Here is a 15,154-nt window from a genome sequence, read left to right as displayed (position 1 = left end):
GACGTTAGTAAACGCCGGGGATGGGGCTGCTACGCCACCGTGCCGCCGCAGCTGGAGCCCGCGCCGGCCGTGCAGCCGTAGCAGTGCTGGTTGAGCACAATGACCCGCTGGGCCAGGGCCACCGCGTCGAAATCGCGGATGTGCTGGCTGGTGCTGGCCACGTGCAGGTCGAGCATCTGGTTGAAATCGCAGTCGTAGAGGCCGCCGTCCCAGCCCACCGAAATGGTGTCGCGGCACATCACGCCGGCCGCCGCCGTGGGGTTGAAAGCGTTCACGAGCTTCTCCATGTAGCCCGCGTAGTTGCCCGATTCCACGAGGTAGTCGAGAAAGCGGCTCACCGGCAGGTTGGTGATGGCAAACAGGCTGTTGAACACGATGCCGAAGTCTTTGCTCAGGGCCTGCTTGAACTGCCGCTCCAGCGCCGCCTGCGGGCCGGGCATGAAGGCCCCGGCTGGGTTATATACCAGGTTCAGCGTCAGGCCGCTACCGGGCTGGCCGTAGCCCACGGCGTTCAGCATCTTCAGGGCTTTGATGGAGTCGTCGAACACGCCGTCGCCGCGCTGGCGGTCGGTTTTGTCGGCCGAGTAGAAGGGCAGCGAGCTGACCACCTCCACGCCGTGCTGCTTGAAAAATTCGGGCAGGTCGTGGTACTTTTTATTGGCCACGATGATGGTGAGGTTGCAGCGCACCAGCACCTTGCGTCCCAGCTTGCTGATTTCCTCCACAAACCACCGAAAGTCGGGGTTCATCTCGGGCGCGCCGCCGGTGAGGTCCACCGTCGGGATGTCGGTGGCGGCCAGCGCGTTGAGGCAGAGCTGCATCGTCGCGCGGGTCATAATTTCCTTGCGGTCGGGGCCGGCATCCACGTGGCAGTGCTTGCACACCTGGTTGCACATTTTGCCCACGTTGATTTGCAGCACCGCCGGGGCCACCGGCCGCAAAGGGAACAGGTTGGCCGCCTGCATCTTCTGGTGGAAGGGCGGCAGGTGCAGCACGTCCACCACTTCCTGGCGCAGTACGGTGAGTTGGAAAGCCGAGTCGGCGAGCTGGTTGCCGGTGGCCTTGAGAGATTTTATCATAGAAATAAAAATCTGTCTACCAGGTTGATAGACAAAAAAGAACGTCATGCTGAGCGCAGCGAAGCATCTCGCTGGCAGCAGTAACTCAATCGTCCAACGGCGCGAGCGAGATGCTTCGCTGCGCTCGGCATGACGTTCTTTTAAAATACTTTACATCGATAACTCCTTGACCTTGTTCATCATCTGCACGCCGTGCACCAGGGTGGCGCCGCCCCGGATGGCGGCGGCCACGTGCACGGCCTCCATCATTTCGGGCTCGGTGCAGCCTTTTTCGAGCGTGTCGGCCGAGTAGGCGTCGATGCAGTAGGGGCACTGCACGGCGTGGGCCACGGCCAGGGCGATGAGCGACTTTTCGCGGGCCGTGAGGGCACCTTCGGCGAAAACAGCCCCGTAGTAGGCGAAAAACTTATCGGCAAACTCTTTCTGAAACTCGCCGATGTTGCCGAATTTCTTGAGGTCGGCGGGGTTGTAATACGTTTCCATGGGCAGGACTTTTAAAGTATACTACGAAGAAAGGACAGGAGACAGATTGCCGGCGGGCTACTCGTAAAAATTGCGCAGCCGGCGCTGGGAAGTTAGCACCACCCAGTCGCCGAGGCGGGGCAGCAGCGTGTGCACTACCAGAATGAGGCGGCCCAGGGCCGAAATAACCGTGCGCCGCCGCCGCCGCCGCACGTGGTTCAGGATAATGGTCGCCACCTGGGGCTGCGATTTTTGCCAGCGGGCCGAGCGGTGCGCAATGGGCACGGGCTGGCCCGCCGCGTTGAGCACGCGCTTGTCGGGGTCGTTTCGGGTAAAGCCAATGTGCACTACCCCAAAATGCACGCCGGTGTCGGCCAGTTCCAGGCGCAGGGTGTGGGCGAGGTTGGCCAGCGCAGCCTTGCCGGCGCAGTAGGCCGAGCCGCTGGGCATGCCGTTGAGGGCCGAAATGGAGGAAATGAAGGTGACGCTGCCCCTGGCTTGAATGAGGTGCGGCAGAGCCGCCTTCAGCGGGTACACCGCACCGTAGACGTTGCTATCGAGCACCTGCCGAAACACGTCGGGCTGCATATCGACAAAGTAGGCCCGCTGGGAAATACTGGCGTTGGCAATCAGGATATCGAGCCGGCCGAAGTGGGCGATGGCCGTGGCCACGAGGCGCTCGCAGGCAGCGTAGTCGGTGACGTCGGCCACGCAGGCGGCCACCTGGTAGCCCTCGGCGGCCAGGGCCTGGCGGGTGGCTTCGAGGCGCTCGGCCTGGCGGCCGTTGAGCACCACGGCGGCCCCCTGCCGGCAAAAGGCGCGGGCCGTTTCGCGCCCAATGCCCGACTCGGAGCCCGTGATAAGGGCAACTTGCCCCGCCAGCGGGCCGGTAGTTTTAGGTAGCATAGCCGTGCGTAATAAACCAGTCGCGGGCCTCGGCCACGGCTTGGGTAATGGGTGTTTGGGGGAGGGCCAGCTCGGCGCGGGCTCTTTGGGCGGTGAAGTAGTGGCCATCGTTGGCCACGGCCGCCATGGCGGCATTTAGCTGGGCGGGGCGGCCGGTGAGGCGGGCTTTGAGGTCGCAGAGCACGCCGTAGAAATTGGCCAGCGGGGGCAGCACCGGCCAGCGCGGGGGCACCACGCCCAGCACGCCGCTTATCAGCCCGAAGGCTTCTTTATAGCTCAAGTTTTCATGGCCCAGAATGTACGACTCGCCCACCCGGCCCTGGGTCAGGGCGTTGGCAGTGGCCACGGCCACATCGCGCACGTGCACGTAGTTTTTGCCGCCCAGCGGGTAGCCGGGCAGCTGGCCGGCGCGCAGCGCCAGCAGCAGCGCGCCCGAGGTGGGCCGGGCATCGCCGGGGCCCAGCATAAAGGTGGGGTGCACCAGCACGGCGGGCAGCTGCTCGCGGGCCACGGCGGCCAGCACGCGGTCGGTGGCGGCGCGCTTACTATCCATATAATCAAGCCCGTAGCGGCGGCCAGCGTAGGGCCTGGTTTCGTCGCCGGGCCGCTCTTTCGTGCCGAAGCCGAAGACGTTGGCCGTGCCCACGTACACGAAGCGCTCAATCCCGCCTTTGCGCGCCAGGCGCAGCGCCTGCTCGGTGCCATAAATATTGGTATCCCGCACGGCCCGGCTGCGGGCAGGATTTACCTGGGCCAGCGCGGCGGCGTGAATAATGGCCCCGCAACCGCCGATAGTATCGGCCAAAGCCTCCTTGTACACTACCTGCGCCAGGTCCAGCTCGCACACCTCAATGGGCAGCGACTGCAAGGGCGGCAGGGCCGAACTCGCCACGCCGCCCGGCCGCACCAGCGCCCGCACGGGGTAGCCACGGCGCAGCAGCTCGGCCACGAGGTGGCGGCCCAGGAAGCCGTTGGCGCCGGTCACGAGCACGCGGGGGAGCGGGAGCGGGGGCATCAGCGGTAGTTGAGCAGGGCCTTGTAGGTGCGCGCAATGCGCGTTGGCGGCTGCTTGAGAAAGTAAAGAGCGAAGGCCGTGAGGTTGGCTAGCTGCACGCGCAGCCAGCCGTTGGTTTCGTACTTGCGGGCCGACACCACCACGTTCAGCGGCACGATGTAGAAGTCGGTCACCCGCCGAATGCGCTGGATAATCTCGAAGTCTTCCATTATCACAAACTGCTCATCGAAGCCCCCCAGCTGCTCAAATAGCGCCCGCGTAACGAACAGCGTCTGGTCGCCGCCCCGGCTCATAATTCCCTTAAAGCGAGTGCCGTAGCTGTTGAGGCGCAGCAGCGGGTGCGCCGAGTCGAACCGGAAGCGGTAGCAGCCCGCCGCGTGGCCCTGGGCCACGGCCGCCGCAATGGTGGCCACGTAGTCGGGGTGAATGCCCACGTCGGCGTGCACGAAATACAGCACCTCGCCCCGTGCCTGCCGGGCCCCGTGGTTTAGCTGGGCCGCGCGGCCGGGCCGGGGGGCTTGCAGCACGGTGGCCCCGGCGGCGCGGGCAGCCTCGGCAGTGCCGTCGGGGCTGCCGGCATCCACCACCAGAATCTCGACCGCCTCGGCCGGGGTGTGGCGGCGCAGGTCGGCCACTAGCCGGCCAATGTTAGCGGCTTCATTGTAGGTGGGAATAATAACGCTGAGCATAACTGGCAAAACGGCTACGGAGCCGCAATTTCCGCATCAATTAACGAAGATGAGGGCGGGTTGGACCAAAGTGCCTCCCCAATGGCGCGGTAAAAGCCGTTTGCAGCACCGGCCGCCGCGCTTGCCCGCGCCCGCCGGCCCTGGGGCTGGCACCCGGAAGATTGCACCCGCTAATCTTTATGTTGGCCTTTCCCCGTATGTAACCCCAATGAACAAGCTCATGAAAACCTCGACCATAGCCGCTCTCGTGCTAGCGGCGGGCACGCTCACGGCCGTGGCCGTGGTAGTACCCGGCCTCAACCCCGTGCCAACGCCCACCTACGCCATGCCCGCCGCCAGCGCCGTGGTGGACCACAGCGCCTACGACCGGCTGCTCAAAAAGCACGTCAATGCCCAGGGACTAGTTGACTACAAGGGCTTTAAGGCCGATGAAGCAGCCTTTAACCAGTACCTGGCCCTGCTGAGCAAAAACCCGCCCGCCGCCAACTGGAGCAAGGCCGACCAGATGGCCTACTGGATAAACGCCTACAACGCCTACACCATCCGCCTCATCCTCAACCACTACCCGGTCGAGAGCATCAAGGACATTGGCTCGAAAATCAAAATCCCGTTCGTGACTACGCCCTGGGCGGCCAAGTTTTTCAGCATCGGCGGCGAGAAGATGAGCCTCGACAACATTGAGCACGGCATTTTGCGTAAGAAGTTCGACGACCCGCGCATCCACTTTACGCTGGTGTGCGCGTCCATTTCGTGCCCCCGCCTGCGCAATGAGGCCTACACCGCCGCCCAACTCGAAAAGCAGCTCGACGACCAGGGCCGCGACTTTGTGAACGACCCGGCCAAGAACAAGATTGGCAAGCCGGCGGCCCAGCTCTCCAAGTATTTCGATTGGTACAAGGGCGACTGGGAAAAGAATGGCCAGTCGGTGGTGAAGTGGGTCAACCGCTACTCAACCACCAAAATCGACGGCAACACCAAGATTTCTTACCTGGATTACAACTGGAATCTGAATAAGCAGTAGCGTGCTGTTGAGTAGCCATAACAGAACGGTATGCTGCACGCAGGGAAGCACCGCGCCTGCTTCGCTCAACGATTTGATTATTGCTGCGCGCGCGATGCTTGCCTGCGTGCAGCATGCCGTTCTGTTAGTTTTCTGCCTTGGCCCTGGCGCGCCGACAGCGCCGTGGTACAGACCTGAATTTCTGCCTAAAAAACCAGTAAATGAGCTACTTAGATACCACCGCCGATGTATACCGCCAGGCGGCCCAGGAGCCCCAGGTGGGCCTTTGCTGCACCACCAACCCGGTGTGGCAGCTGCCCGGCCTCCGCATTCCGCAGCGCATGCTAAGCATGAACTACGGCTGCGGCAGCACCGTGAACCCGCGCGACCTAACCAACTCGCCCACCGTGCTTTACGTGGGCGTGGGCGGCGGTATGGAGCTGCTGCAATTTGCGTATTTCAGCCGCCGGCCGGGCGCCGTGATTGGCGTAGACGTAGTGAGCGAGATGCTCGATGCCTCGCGCGACAACATGCAAGCCGCTGAGCAGCAGAACGATTGGTTTAAAAGCGAGTTTGTGGACCTGCGCGCCGGCAATGCCCTGCACCTGCCCGTGGCCGACGAGAGCGTAGACGTGGCGGCCCAAAACTGCCTGTTCAACATTTTCAAGCTCGACGACCTCAAGCGCGCCCTCCAGGAAACCTACCGCGTGCTCAAGCCCCACGGCCGCCTCGTGCTATCGGACCCCACCTGCGAGCAGCCCATGAGCGACGAGCTGCGCGCCGACGAGCGCCTGCGCGCCCTCTGCCTCACCGGCTCGCTGCCCTTGCAGCAGTACCTGAACCTGATTGCTGAAGTGGGCTTCGGCACCATCGAAGTGCGCGCCAAGCGCGCCTACCGCGTGCTCTCGCCCCAGCACTACGCCACCAACGAACTGATTTTTATTGAGAGCGTGGAAGTGTGCGCCATTAAGGACCCGATGCCGGCCGACGGGCCGTGCATTTTCACGGGCCGCACCGCCATTTACTACGGCGGCGAAGCGTATTTTGACGACCACCGGGGCCACGTGCTCATGCAAAACCAGCCCCTGGCCGTGTGCGACAAAACCGCCGGCAACCTGGCCCAGCTGCGCCGCGCCGATATCTTCCTCTCGCCCCCCACCTACCACTACGACGGCGGCGGCTGTTGCTGAGGGCACAATAGCGGACTAGAAATAAACGGCATGCAGAGCGCAGGGAAGCATCTCGCTTGCAGCAGTAACGCAGCTGTTCAGCCCTGTTGACTACCACCCCATGCGAGATGCTTTCCTGCGTTCAGCATGACGTTCATTTGTACTATAAATAATTGAAAATAAGAATGTTAGTGCCCAGCCTGCTTTTTCTCAGCGCGCTACCTTTGGCGGCGGTGGCGCAAGCCCCCAGGCCCGTTGCGGCCGAGGTGCGGCACTACGGCATTGAGGTGGCGGGCCTGCGGGTGGGTACCATGACGGCCACGCGCCAAGCCCCGGTGGGCCCCGATGTGACGTACGCGCTGGTGAGCGACGTGAAGGTGAACTTCCTGTTCTACCACCTCAAAATTTACTACCAGGTAACCAACCGCTTCCGCAACGGCCAGCTGCTGCTCTCGACCGTGGAGGCGCATACCAATCAGGGCAATTTTTCGTCCAGAGCCGAGTGGAAGGGCGACCACTACGACATTGTGGCCGACCAGTACAAGCACCACTACAAGGCCACCGAAACGCAGCCCATCCGCTACGCCGTTACCAACCTGTTTTTTGGCGAGCCGCCAGCGGGCCAGGCGCGGGCCTTTGCCGAATACTTCGGCGACTACTTCGCCCTGAGCTGGGGCAAGGCCGGTAGTTGGCAGGCCCTGCGCGATGGCCGCGAGGACGAATACCAATACGCAAACGGTCAGTTGGTTACGATTATTAAAAAGAACCCGCTCAAGAACTTTATTATCCGCCTGCTGCCGGAGTAGAGGGTAAACGGTTGCTGTGGGCAGCAGGTCGTGCGGGGCCTCACCCCCCGGCCCAATCCTTCAATACACCTTTTCGCCGCGCTTGAGCCAGATGCCCCAGGCAGGCGAGTAGGCGTGCACGCGGTCGGTGGGCTGGTTTGCGGCCGTTACTATTGGCTGGCCCTCGTTCACCCACTCAAAAATGCCACCGTAGAGGTTGCGCACGTGGGTGAAGCCGGCTTGCGTTAGCTGCGCGCCGATTTTTTCGCTGCGCACGCCCACCGAGCAGTACACCACGATGGGCGCATCTTTGGGTATATCCTGCACGGTGGCCAGCGAAAACTTATCGTAGCCTACCAGCCGCGCCCCGCGCAAGTGGCTGACGGCAAACTCCGGGGCCTCGCGGGTATCGAGCAGCACCGGGGGGGCGGGTTGCTGCCGCAGCTGGGTTACGCTCACAAAGGGCACCGACTCTTTGAGCAGGCTATTGAGCATGGCTGAATAGAGGGAATTGGTGGTCGCGGGGGCGTCGGGCTTGCGGCGCTGGCAGGCCACAAACCCGAGCAGCGCGAGTACCCCGAGCCAGGAAAAAAAACGAGTCATGGGTAGGAGAGAGGGAGCCACAAAAACCGCTTGCCGCGCTGGGCTAGCCGGGTGGTGGCTTAGCTACGTAATACGAGGGCGGGCCGGTTAACTAGCTGGCCGATTGCGCTTATTTTTCCTTCAGGGCTTACGCAGTCAACGTGTAGCGTACATTTTGGCTCACCGAAAAAATTACGTAAAATACTGTTTATCAGCTATTTAAGTGCTGGCTGTCTTAGGCCCTGGCTCCCAGCTGCTGGCGCAGGCCGTAGCCGGTGAGCGTGCCGAAGCCCGCCACCAGCAGCCCGTGAAACGGGAGCAGCCCGTAGCTGCCGTAGTAAAAGCCCGCCGCTATTCCCACCAGAAAATAGAGCGTCAGTGCGCCCTCGGCCAGGGGCAGCGGCGCGGCCTGGCGCGGGCGGTTGTGGCGGGCGGGCGGCTCGCCGGGCCTGCCTGCCCCCAGCTTGGGCGTGCGCACAAAGGGCGAGGCCCGGCGCAGCCAGCCCTGCACCACGGCGCGGGCATTGTGCAAGGCCAGGCCCATCGACAAAGCCAAAAACAGCAGAAACGTCGGCCCAAACCAGCGGCCACCCTGCGGCCCCGCCCGCCGCCAGGCGGTGTAGTAATAGTAGGCCAGCGGCAGCAGCGTGAGCACAAAGCCAGCGGCGAGCCGAAAAACCAGCTCAAACCCCGGTTGGTAAGCCCGCACAAAAAGCAGCGGCACGCTCAGCAGCGCCATGAGTAGGATAACGGCAAACACCGAGCTGTTGAGCAGGTGAAAAGTGGCGTGCAGCCGGGTAGCCAGCGGCAGGCCGGGCGTGCGCCACACCCGGCCGAGGTGCTTGCGGGCGGTTTCGGCGGCGCCCTTGTTCCAGCGGTGCTGCTGGGCTTGCAGGGCGTCGAGGTGGGCTGGCAGCTCGGCGGGGGCCACCACCTGGGGCAGGTATCGGAAGCGCCAGCCGCGCAGCTGGGCGCGGTAGCTCAGGTCGAGGTCTTCGGTGAGGGTGTCGGCGTGCCAGCCGCCGGCGTCCGTGATGCAGGCGCGCCGCCACACGCCGCCCGTGCCGTTGAAGTTGAGGAAGTGCCCGCCGGCCTGCCGCCCCACCTGCTCCACCAGAAAATGCGCGTTCAGCCCAAACGCCTGGAGGCGCGTAAGCAGCGAGTCGTGCTCGTTGAGGTGGCCCCAACGGGTTTGCACCATCCCAATGTCGGGGCTGGTGAAGTAGGGAATAACACGCCGCAGAAAATCCGGCTCGGGCAGAAAATCGGCGTCGAAGATGGCAATAAACTCCGCGTCGGTTTCGGCCAAGCCGTGGGCCAGCGCGCCGGCCTTGTAGCCCTGGCGGGTGGGCCGGCGCACGTGGGCAATGCGGTGGCCCGCCGCCCGGTAGTGCGCCACGCGGGCGGCGGCCAGGGCCACGCCCGCATCGGTCGAGTCGTCGAGCACCTGGATGAGCAGGCGGTCGGCCGGGTAGTCGAGCGCGGCGGCGGCATCGAGCAGGCGCTCCACCACGTTGCGCTCGTTGTAGAGGGGCAGCTGCACCGTTACCGAGGGCCACACGGCGGGCGCGGGCGGCGGGGGCAGGGGCCGCGCCCGGCGCGCCAGCCAGGTAAGCTGCCCCTGCGTGAGGCTGAAGCCCAGCATAAATACCAGGCACAGGCCGTAGACAACGACCAGCCCGGTGGCGAGAAGAAGCATGAAAAGAGAGGAGAAAAAGAAAGGGAGGCTGCCCGCGCAGATGCCCTACAAAATTCGCAACGAATCGGCGTGAATGAACGCCGAAGCCGCCAGCCGGCCCGCGCGCGGGCCATTTTCCAGGCTGAGCACGCCGCGGGGGCAGGCGGTGGCGCAGAGGCCGCAGCCCACGCAGGCCGCCCGCACAATGGGCTCGCCCCGCTGGGCATACTGCTTCACGTCGATGCCCATTTCGCAGGCGTTGGAGCAGTTGCCGCACGAGATGCACTGCCCGCCGTTGGTGCTGATGCGGAAGCGCGAGAAGTGCTTTTGCAGCAGGCCCAGGTAGGCGGCCATGGGGCAGCCAAAGCGGCACCACACCCGGCTACCCATGAGCGGATAAAAGCCCACGCCCACAATACCCGAAAACACGCTGCCAATCGCAAAGCCATAAAACTGCCCCAGCGGCCCCGTAACCACGCCCAGCGCCGGCACCGCCCCCGAGGCCCCCACCCACAGCAGCGCCGTGAGCAGCACTATCAGCCCCAGAATGGGATAGAGGAGGCGCACTTCCCAGCGCCAGGCCTGCCGGCTTTTGTCGGAGAGGTGGCGGTAGGCATCGCCGGCGGTTTCGGCCAGGCCGCCGCAGCCGCACACCCAGGAGCAGTACCAGCGCTTGCCGAAGAAATAGGTGAGCACCGGCGTGGCCAAAAACGACATTACTACCCCCCAAAACACCATAAACACGCCTAGCCCGCCGCCGTGCAGCAGCTTGCCAATGGTGTCGGGAAAGAGGTAGTCGTACTTCAAAGGCCAGAAATACGAGAAGTAATACTCGGGCTGCTGCATTGCCAGCAGCAGCCCCGGCAGCAAAAAGCTGAAGCCCAGCTGGAAGAACATTACCGAGGCGGTGCGCGCCAGGTGGTAGCGCGAAAAGCGGTATTTCCACAGCGCCCGCCCCCCCAGCACCAGCACCGCCAGCGTGTAGAACGTGCCGTAGAGCAGCCACTGGTCGGCCGGCCGGTGCCGCAGCCACTGGCTGAACGGGTCGAGCGCCCTAATGAGGTTTTCGAGCAGCCACGGAAACCAGTACAGTACTACGTAGAAGCCCGTGAGGGCCAGGCCGGTAGCCCAGGCCGCGGTGCCCCGGCTGGTACTGGCCCGCCGCCAAAGGTCGTGCGGGTGCCAGCCGGCTTCCGTGCGCCCAAACGCCAGCCAGGCCCAGCTCAGCGCGCCGCCGCTCACCAGTGCCAGGGCCGCGTACAGGCTCAGTCGGGCCCGGTTGTGGTCGGCATCGGCGGCGGCTACCAGCAGCGCCAGCAGGCCCAGGGCCACGGCCGCCAGGGCCGGTTTTTCGCCGGGTGGCGTGGCGGCCGCTGGCGGCTGTGCCAGGGCCAAGGAAGGAGCGAGGAGGTCTTGCATAGGAAAGAATTTTAAAGTACGGTGCCGGGCAGCCCACCCCCGCAGGGGAGGGGCTGCCCGCGGAGGGCAATGGGGCGTGCATCACTTTAGCAGCCCAAACAACCTTTTGCGGCGCGGCTTCGCCACCGCGATGCCCGGAAACTGCTGGGCAAACGCGCGCTGGATGGCCGGCTCGTGCTGGCGCGAAAACTCGGCATCGAAGTTGGCCGCTGCCAGTTGGGCTACCACGGTGCCAATGGGCGTTTTTTCGCGCAGCCAAGGCTCCCACACGTCCTGGCGCTGGCGCAGGCCCAGGGTATTTACGCCCGTCACGGCCTGGTCGGCTTCTCTGAAATTGATACGCAGCAGGTGTTTTCCATTCGGGTGCTGCCAGCAGAAGCTGGCGATGCCGGCTTCGGGCCGGGCGGGCACGCGGCCGTAGGTCTGGTATTCGAGGTTGAAAAACTTGGCCGAGTTGAACCACTCGCCGCGCTGGTAGGGCGTGGGCTGGCCGCAGAGGGTGTGGGCTACGGTTTCGCCCTGCATGCGGCCGGTATACCAAAGCTGCTCCACGGCCACTTCGCCGGGGGCGGGCTGGCGGTGCTGGGCGCAGTCGCCGGCCGCGTACACGCCGGCCGCGCTGGTTTCGAGCAGCTCGTTGACCAGGATGCCGCGGTCGGTGGCGAGGCCGGCGGCCCGGGCCAGGGCCAGGTTGGGCTGCACGCCGGTGGCCAGGCCCACCCACTCGGCGGGCAGCTCGCGGCCAGTGGTGGTTACTACGGCTCGCACGCGGCCCTGGGCATCGCCGTGCAACTCGCGTAGTTCGGTAGTCAACTGCAAGTCAATGTGCTGGTTACGAATGTGCGCCTCCAGCATGGCCGACTCTTCGGCCGGCAGCACCGACTGCCAGTAGCGCGCCTCGCGCACCAGCCACGTGACCTGGATGCCGCGCGAGTGCAGCATTTCGGCCAGCTCCACGCCAATGAGGCCGCCGCCCACCACCACGGCGCGGCCGATGCCCTGGGTGTCGCGGCTCATGCGTTCGAGGTCGGGCAGGCCGTAGAAGCCCTGCACGCCGCGCAGCTGCCGGCCGGGCCAGTCGGGAATGCGCGGTACCGAGCCGGTGGCCAGCAGCAGGTGGTCGTAGGCCAGGGGCGGGCCGGCGGCCAGCTGCACGGTGCGGGCGGCGGTATCTACGCCAGTGGCCTCGGCGTGCACCAGCTCCAGGCGGTTTTCGGGCCAGAACCAATCGCCGTAGGGCTTCACGTCGGTGTAGCGCAGGTGGCCCAGGTACAGGTACATGAGCGCGGGGCGCGAATAGTGGTGCGCACTTTCGGCCCCTACCAGCGTGATGCGGGCCTCGGGTGAGAGCCGCCGCGCCGTGATGGCCGCCGTAACGCCCGTAATACCGTTGCCAATGATAACGAGGTGCATAGAAAGCAAAGAACGCCCAAACCGCCGGGCTCTGCCGGGCAAAGCACCTACGTGCCTGCCCCGCCGCCGGGTTTAGGACCCTCAAATAGTCTTGTTTTTCTGCATGACGTAAATTTGCGATACCCTATGACGTATATTTACGTCATAGAACGAAAGGTGATTGCCAGTTACCGCTTTTTTACACCATGACCTACGCCAAAACCGCCGCCTTCACCGCCGACCAGCAGCGGCTGGCGTGCGTGGCCAAAGCCCTGGCCCATCCGGCGCGGGTGGCCATTATTCAGCTGCTGGCCAGCAAGCAAACCTGCATTTCGGGCGACATCGCGGCCGAGCTGCCGCTCTCGCGCACCACCGTGTCGCAGCACTTGCAGGAGCTGAAGGCGCTGGATTTGATACGCGGCGAAATCGACGGCCTCACCGTTTGCTACTGCCTCAATACGGAGCTGCTGCGGCAAGTGCAGCAGCAGTTTACGGCTTTTTTTAGCGCAGCCACGGCGGGCACAGCCTGCGGCCCCGAAGACGCCTGCGCCTGTTAATCCCCGGCTTGCCCTAATTCGTTTTCTATGAAAATCTCTGAGTTGAAGCAGGCCCTGGTGGGCCTCGCCGCCATTGGCTTCCGGCTGCCCGATGGCACGGCCCTGCCGGCCCATTTCCACGTAACGGAAGTTGGCCTGGTAACCAAGCACTTCATCGACTGCGGCGGCGTGGAGCGGAAGGAAACCGTGGCCAACTTCCAGCTCTGGGAGGCCGGCGACTACGACCATCGGCTGGCTCCGCAGAAATTTCTGCATATCCTCCAGCTCTCGGCGCGCATGCTGGGGTCTGAGGACCTGGATATTGAGGTGGAGTATCAGCAGGCCACCATCGGCAAGTTTGGCCTGGCCTTCGACGGCCACGACTTTCTGCTCACGCCCAAGCAAACGGCCTGCCTGGCCCAGGCTGCCTGCGGCATCCCTAGCGCGGCCTTTGTGCTGCCGCAGCTGCTGGTGGCCGCCTGCACGCCGGGCGGGGGCTGTTGCTAAATAGTGTGTCAGAGGTAATCAAGTAGCTAATAATAAATTAGTTATGCTTATTTGTTATGCTGACTAACGCCCTCGCCGCCGCCCACGGCTTTTGGCTGGTGGGCCGGCGCGAGCGCATTGCCCAGCTGGCCGGCGTGTGGCGCGACACCCTGCTGCTGGAGCGCCGCAGCCCCACGGTGGGCCAGTCGGCGTAGCCCCGTTTTATTGCCCTCTAGCCCGAGTCTCCGGTGGCCCTTGGCAGCCTCGGCTGGCCCGCCGTGCCCGGCCGTCAGCGGCCTGACTCGTTCTTTCCCCGCCCTCTTCTTTTTTCTTTATGGAACTGACCAACCAGGCAGCGCTCCCGCCCGTAGCGGCAGTGGCCCAAAGAAAGCTTTCCGGCCTCGACCGGGGGCTCACGCTCTGGATATTTCTGGCCATGGCGCTGGGCGTAGGCCTGGGCTACTTTGTGCCCCATATCAACCAGGCTATCAATTACTTCACGGTGGGCACCGTGAACGTGCCGCTGGCCGTGGGCCTCCTCCTGATGATGTACCCACCGCTGGCCAAGGTGAAGTACGAACAGCTGCCCCGCGTTTTTCGCAACGTGCGCATTGTGGGCTTGTCGCTGGTGCTCAACTGGATAATCGGGCCGCTGCTCATGTTTGGGCTGGCCATCTGGTTGCTGCCCGACCGGCCCGACTACATGATGGGCGTTATCCTCATTGGCATTGCGCGCTGCATTGCCATGGTGCTGGTGTGGAACGACCTGGCCAACGGCAGCCGCGAGTACGCGGCCGGGCTGGTGGCGCTCAACTCCCTCTTTCAGGTGCTGTTTTACAGCGTGTTGGCGTGGCTGTTCATCACCGTGCTGCCGCCTTATTTTGGGCTGAAGGGCTACGCCGTGCATCTCGGCATCGGCGACATTGCCCCGAGCGTGCTCCTGTACCTGGGCTTGCCGTTTGCGGCGGGCTTTTTGTCGCGCCTCGTGCTGCGCCGCCTCCGGGGCGACGCCTGGTACGAGCAGGTTTTCCTGCCGGCCATCAGTCCGATTACGCTTAGCGCGCTGCTGGGCACCATTGTGGTGATGTTCAGCCTGAAGGGCGACCTGATTGTGCGCATCCCGCTCGACGTGCTGCGGATTGCGCTGCCGCTGGCCATTTATTTCGCCATCATGTTCATAATCAGCTTTATGGCGGGCAAATACCTGGGCGCGAGCTACGCCGAAAACGTGTCCATCGCCTTCACGGCCACCGGCAATAACTTCGAGCTGGCCATTGCGGTGGCCATCGGCGTGTTTGGGCTGAATTCGGGGCAGGCGTTTGCGGGCGTCATCGGCCCGCTCATTGAGGTGCCGGCCCTCATTGCGCTCGTCAACCTGGCGTTTTGGCTGCGGCGCAAGTATTATGCAGCTGCTTGATTTTTTGTGATTAGCCCAATTTCCAGAGCAGGGTACCTGCTCCGGCTCCGCCGGCCGACCGGGACAGGCGCTTTGCATCTACTTAACTTACAGATTGACAATAGGTTATGAAACATGACATCTTGGTGCTGTGCACCGGCAACTCGTGCCGCAGCCAGCTGCTGCAAGGCTACCTCCAGCAAGCGCTGGGCAACCGCGCCACCGTGTATTCGGCGGGCATCGAAACCCACGGCCTCAACCCCCGCGCCGTGCGCGTGATGGCCGAAGACGGCGTGGACATTAGCCACCACACCAGCAACCACGTGGCCGAGTACGCCGCCGTGCCGTTCGCCTACGTACTCACGGTGTGCGACCACGCCCACGAGGCCTGCCCAGTGTTGCCCTCGCCGGCTCAAAAGCTGCACCACAACTTCCCCGACCCCGCCAAAGCCACCGGCACCGACGACGAGATTATGCAGCAGTTTCGGGCCGTGCGCGACGAGGTGAAGGCCTACGCCCACAACTTTGCGCAGGCGCACTTCGGGGCCAACTAGCTATTT

The 15,154-nt window shown here is 64.0% G+C and carries 17 protein-coding genes; 8 read left to right on the top strand and 9 right to left on the bottom strand.

Going from position 1 to position 15,154, the window contains the following annotated elements; translation table 11 throughout:
- Positions 1-29: 29 nt before the first annotated feature.
- The 5 genes from arsS to QMK33_RS02750 all read right to left on the bottom strand — a co-directional run bounded on the left by arsS (position 30) and on the right by QMK33_RS02750 (position 4,151).
- A complete protein-coding gene (arsS, locus tag QMK33_RS02770; RefSeq protein ID WP_283563203.1) occupies positions 30-1,076 on the bottom strand; it encodes an arsenosugar biosynthesis radical SAM (seleno)protein ArsS in 1,047 nt (348 codons plus the stop codon).
- A gap of 153 nt (positions 1,077-1,229) precedes the next feature.
- A complete protein-coding gene (locus QMK33_RS02765) occupies positions 1,230-1,562 on the bottom strand; it encodes an arsenosugar biosynthesis-associated peroxidase-like protein (protein ID WP_068229436.1) in 333 nt (110 codons plus the stop codon).
- 57 nt (positions 1,563-1,619) lie between these two features.
- The gene (locus tag QMK33_RS02760; protein ID WP_283563019.1) at positions 1,620-2,447 is read right to left on the bottom strand and encodes an SDR family oxidoreductase; all 828 of its coding nucleotides are present in this window, start codon (positions 2,445-2,447) and stop codon (positions 1,620-1,622) included.
- Positions 2,437-3,462: an NAD-dependent epimerase/dehydratase family protein gene (locus QMK33_RS02755; protein ID WP_283563018.1), complete on the bottom strand. Its 1,026-nt coding sequence runs from the start codon at positions 3,460-3,462 to the stop codon at positions 2,437-2,439. Before QMK33_RS02755 ends, QMK33_RS02760 begins: the two co-directional genes overlap by 11 nt.
- Complete coding sequence (locus QMK33_RS02750; RefSeq protein ID WP_283563017.1) at positions 3,462-4,151, bottom strand: TIGR04283 family arsenosugar biosynthesis glycosyltransferase; 690 nt, start codon at positions 4,149-4,151, stop codon at positions 3,462-3,464. The genes QMK33_RS02755 and QMK33_RS02750 overlap by 1 nt, the downstream gene beginning before the upstream one ends.
- A 325-nt stretch (positions 4,152-4,476) precedes the next feature.
- Here QMK33_RS02750 and QMK33_RS02745 point away from each other — a divergent pair, with 325 nt between their 5' ends.
- The 3 genes from QMK33_RS02745 (at position 4,477) to QMK33_RS02735 (ending at position 7,126) form a co-directional block, all read left to right on the top strand.
- Positions 4,477-5,172 carry a DUF547 domain-containing protein gene (locus QMK33_RS02745; protein ID WP_283563202.1) on the top strand — a complete coding sequence of 232 codons (696 nt, stop codon included), beginning with the start codon at positions 4,477-4,479 and terminating at the stop codon, positions 5,170-5,172.
- A 200-nt stretch (positions 5,173-5,372) separates the two neighbouring features.
- Positions 5,373-6,341: an arsenosugar biosynthesis arsenite methyltransferase ArsM gene (gene arsM, locus QMK33_RS02740; RefSeq protein WP_283563016.1), complete on the top strand. Its 969-nt coding sequence runs from the start codon at positions 5,373-5,375 to the stop codon at positions 6,339-6,341.
- 164 nt (positions 6,342-6,505) lie between these two features.
- Positions 6,506-7,126, top strand: coding sequence for a DUF6134 family protein (locus tag QMK33_RS02735; RefSeq protein WP_283563015.1), 621 nt, complete (start codon positions 6,506-6,508; stop codon positions 7,124-7,126).
- Positions 7,127-7,186: 60 nt separating this feature from the next.
- On the opposite strand, the gene QMK33_RS02730 is transcribed toward QMK33_RS02735, so the two are convergent.
- From QMK33_RS02730 to QMK33_RS02715, 4 genes are all read right to left on the bottom strand, one after another.
- Entirely contained in the window at positions 7,187-7,708 is a 522-nt protein-coding gene (locus tag QMK33_RS02730; protein WP_283563014.1) for a rhodanese-like domain-containing protein, read from the bottom strand.
- A gap of 214 nt (positions 7,709-7,922) precedes the next feature.
- Positions 7,923-9,386 carry a cellulose synthase family protein gene (locus tag QMK33_RS02725; RefSeq protein WP_283563013.1) on the bottom strand — a complete coding sequence of 488 codons (1,464 nt, stop codon included), beginning with the start codon at positions 9,384-9,386 and terminating at the stop codon, positions 7,923-7,925.
- A 45-nt stretch (positions 9,387-9,431) separates the two neighbouring features.
- The gene (locus QMK33_RS02720; protein WP_283563012.1) at positions 9,432-10,784 is read right to left on the bottom strand and encodes a 4Fe-4S binding protein; all 1,353 of its coding nucleotides are present in this window, start codon (positions 10,782-10,784) and stop codon (positions 9,432-9,434) included.
- An 81-nt stretch (positions 10,785-10,865) separates the two neighbouring features.
- The gene (locus QMK33_RS02715) at positions 10,866-12,197 is read right to left on the bottom strand and encodes an NAD(P)/FAD-dependent oxidoreductase (protein WP_283563011.1); all 1,332 of its coding nucleotides are present in this window, start codon (positions 12,195-12,197) and stop codon (positions 10,866-10,868) included.
- Between the two features lie 185 nt (positions 12,198-12,382).
- Between QMK33_RS02715 and QMK33_RS02710 the strand changes: the two genes are divergently transcribed.
- The 5 genes from QMK33_RS02710 (at position 12,383) to QMK33_RS02690 (ending at position 15,148) form a co-directional block, all read left to right on the top strand.
- Entirely contained in the window at positions 12,383-12,733 is a 351-nt protein-coding gene (locus QMK33_RS02710; RefSeq protein ID WP_283563010.1) for an ArsR/SmtB family transcription factor, read from the top strand.
- Positions 12,734-12,760: 27 nt separating this feature from the next.
- A complete protein-coding gene (locus QMK33_RS02705) occupies positions 12,761-13,219 on the top strand; it encodes a DUF6428 family protein (protein WP_283563009.1) in 459 nt (152 codons plus the stop codon).
- A gap of 56 nt (positions 13,220-13,275) precedes the next feature.
- Complete coding sequence (locus QMK33_RS02700; RefSeq protein ID WP_283563008.1) at positions 13,276-13,413, top strand: GNAT family N-acetyltransferase; 138 nt, start codon at positions 13,276-13,278, stop codon at positions 13,411-13,413.
- A gap of 119 nt (positions 13,414-13,532) precedes the next feature.
- Positions 13,533-14,615 carry an ACR3 family arsenite efflux transporter gene (arsB, locus tag QMK33_RS02695; protein ID WP_283563007.1) on the top strand — a complete coding sequence of 361 codons (1,083 nt, stop codon included), beginning with the start codon at positions 13,533-13,535 and terminating at the stop codon, positions 14,613-14,615.
- Positions 14,616-14,722: 107 nt separating this feature from the next.
- Positions 14,723-15,148, top strand: a complete 426-nt coding sequence (locus QMK33_RS02690) for an arsenate reductase ArsC (protein WP_283563006.1) — start codon at positions 14,723-14,725, stop codon at positions 15,146-15,148.
- Positions 15,149-15,154 lie beyond the last annotated feature (6 nt).

Origin of the sequence: Hymenobacter sp. H14-R3 (assembly GCF_030063445.1) — a bacterium.
Taxonomy (GTDB): Bacteria; Bacteroidota; Bacteroidia; order Cytophagales; family Hymenobacteraceae; genus Hymenobacter.
The sequence above is the reverse complement of the archived record's forward strand: the minus strand, read 5'-3'. Positions and strand labels throughout refer to the sequence as shown.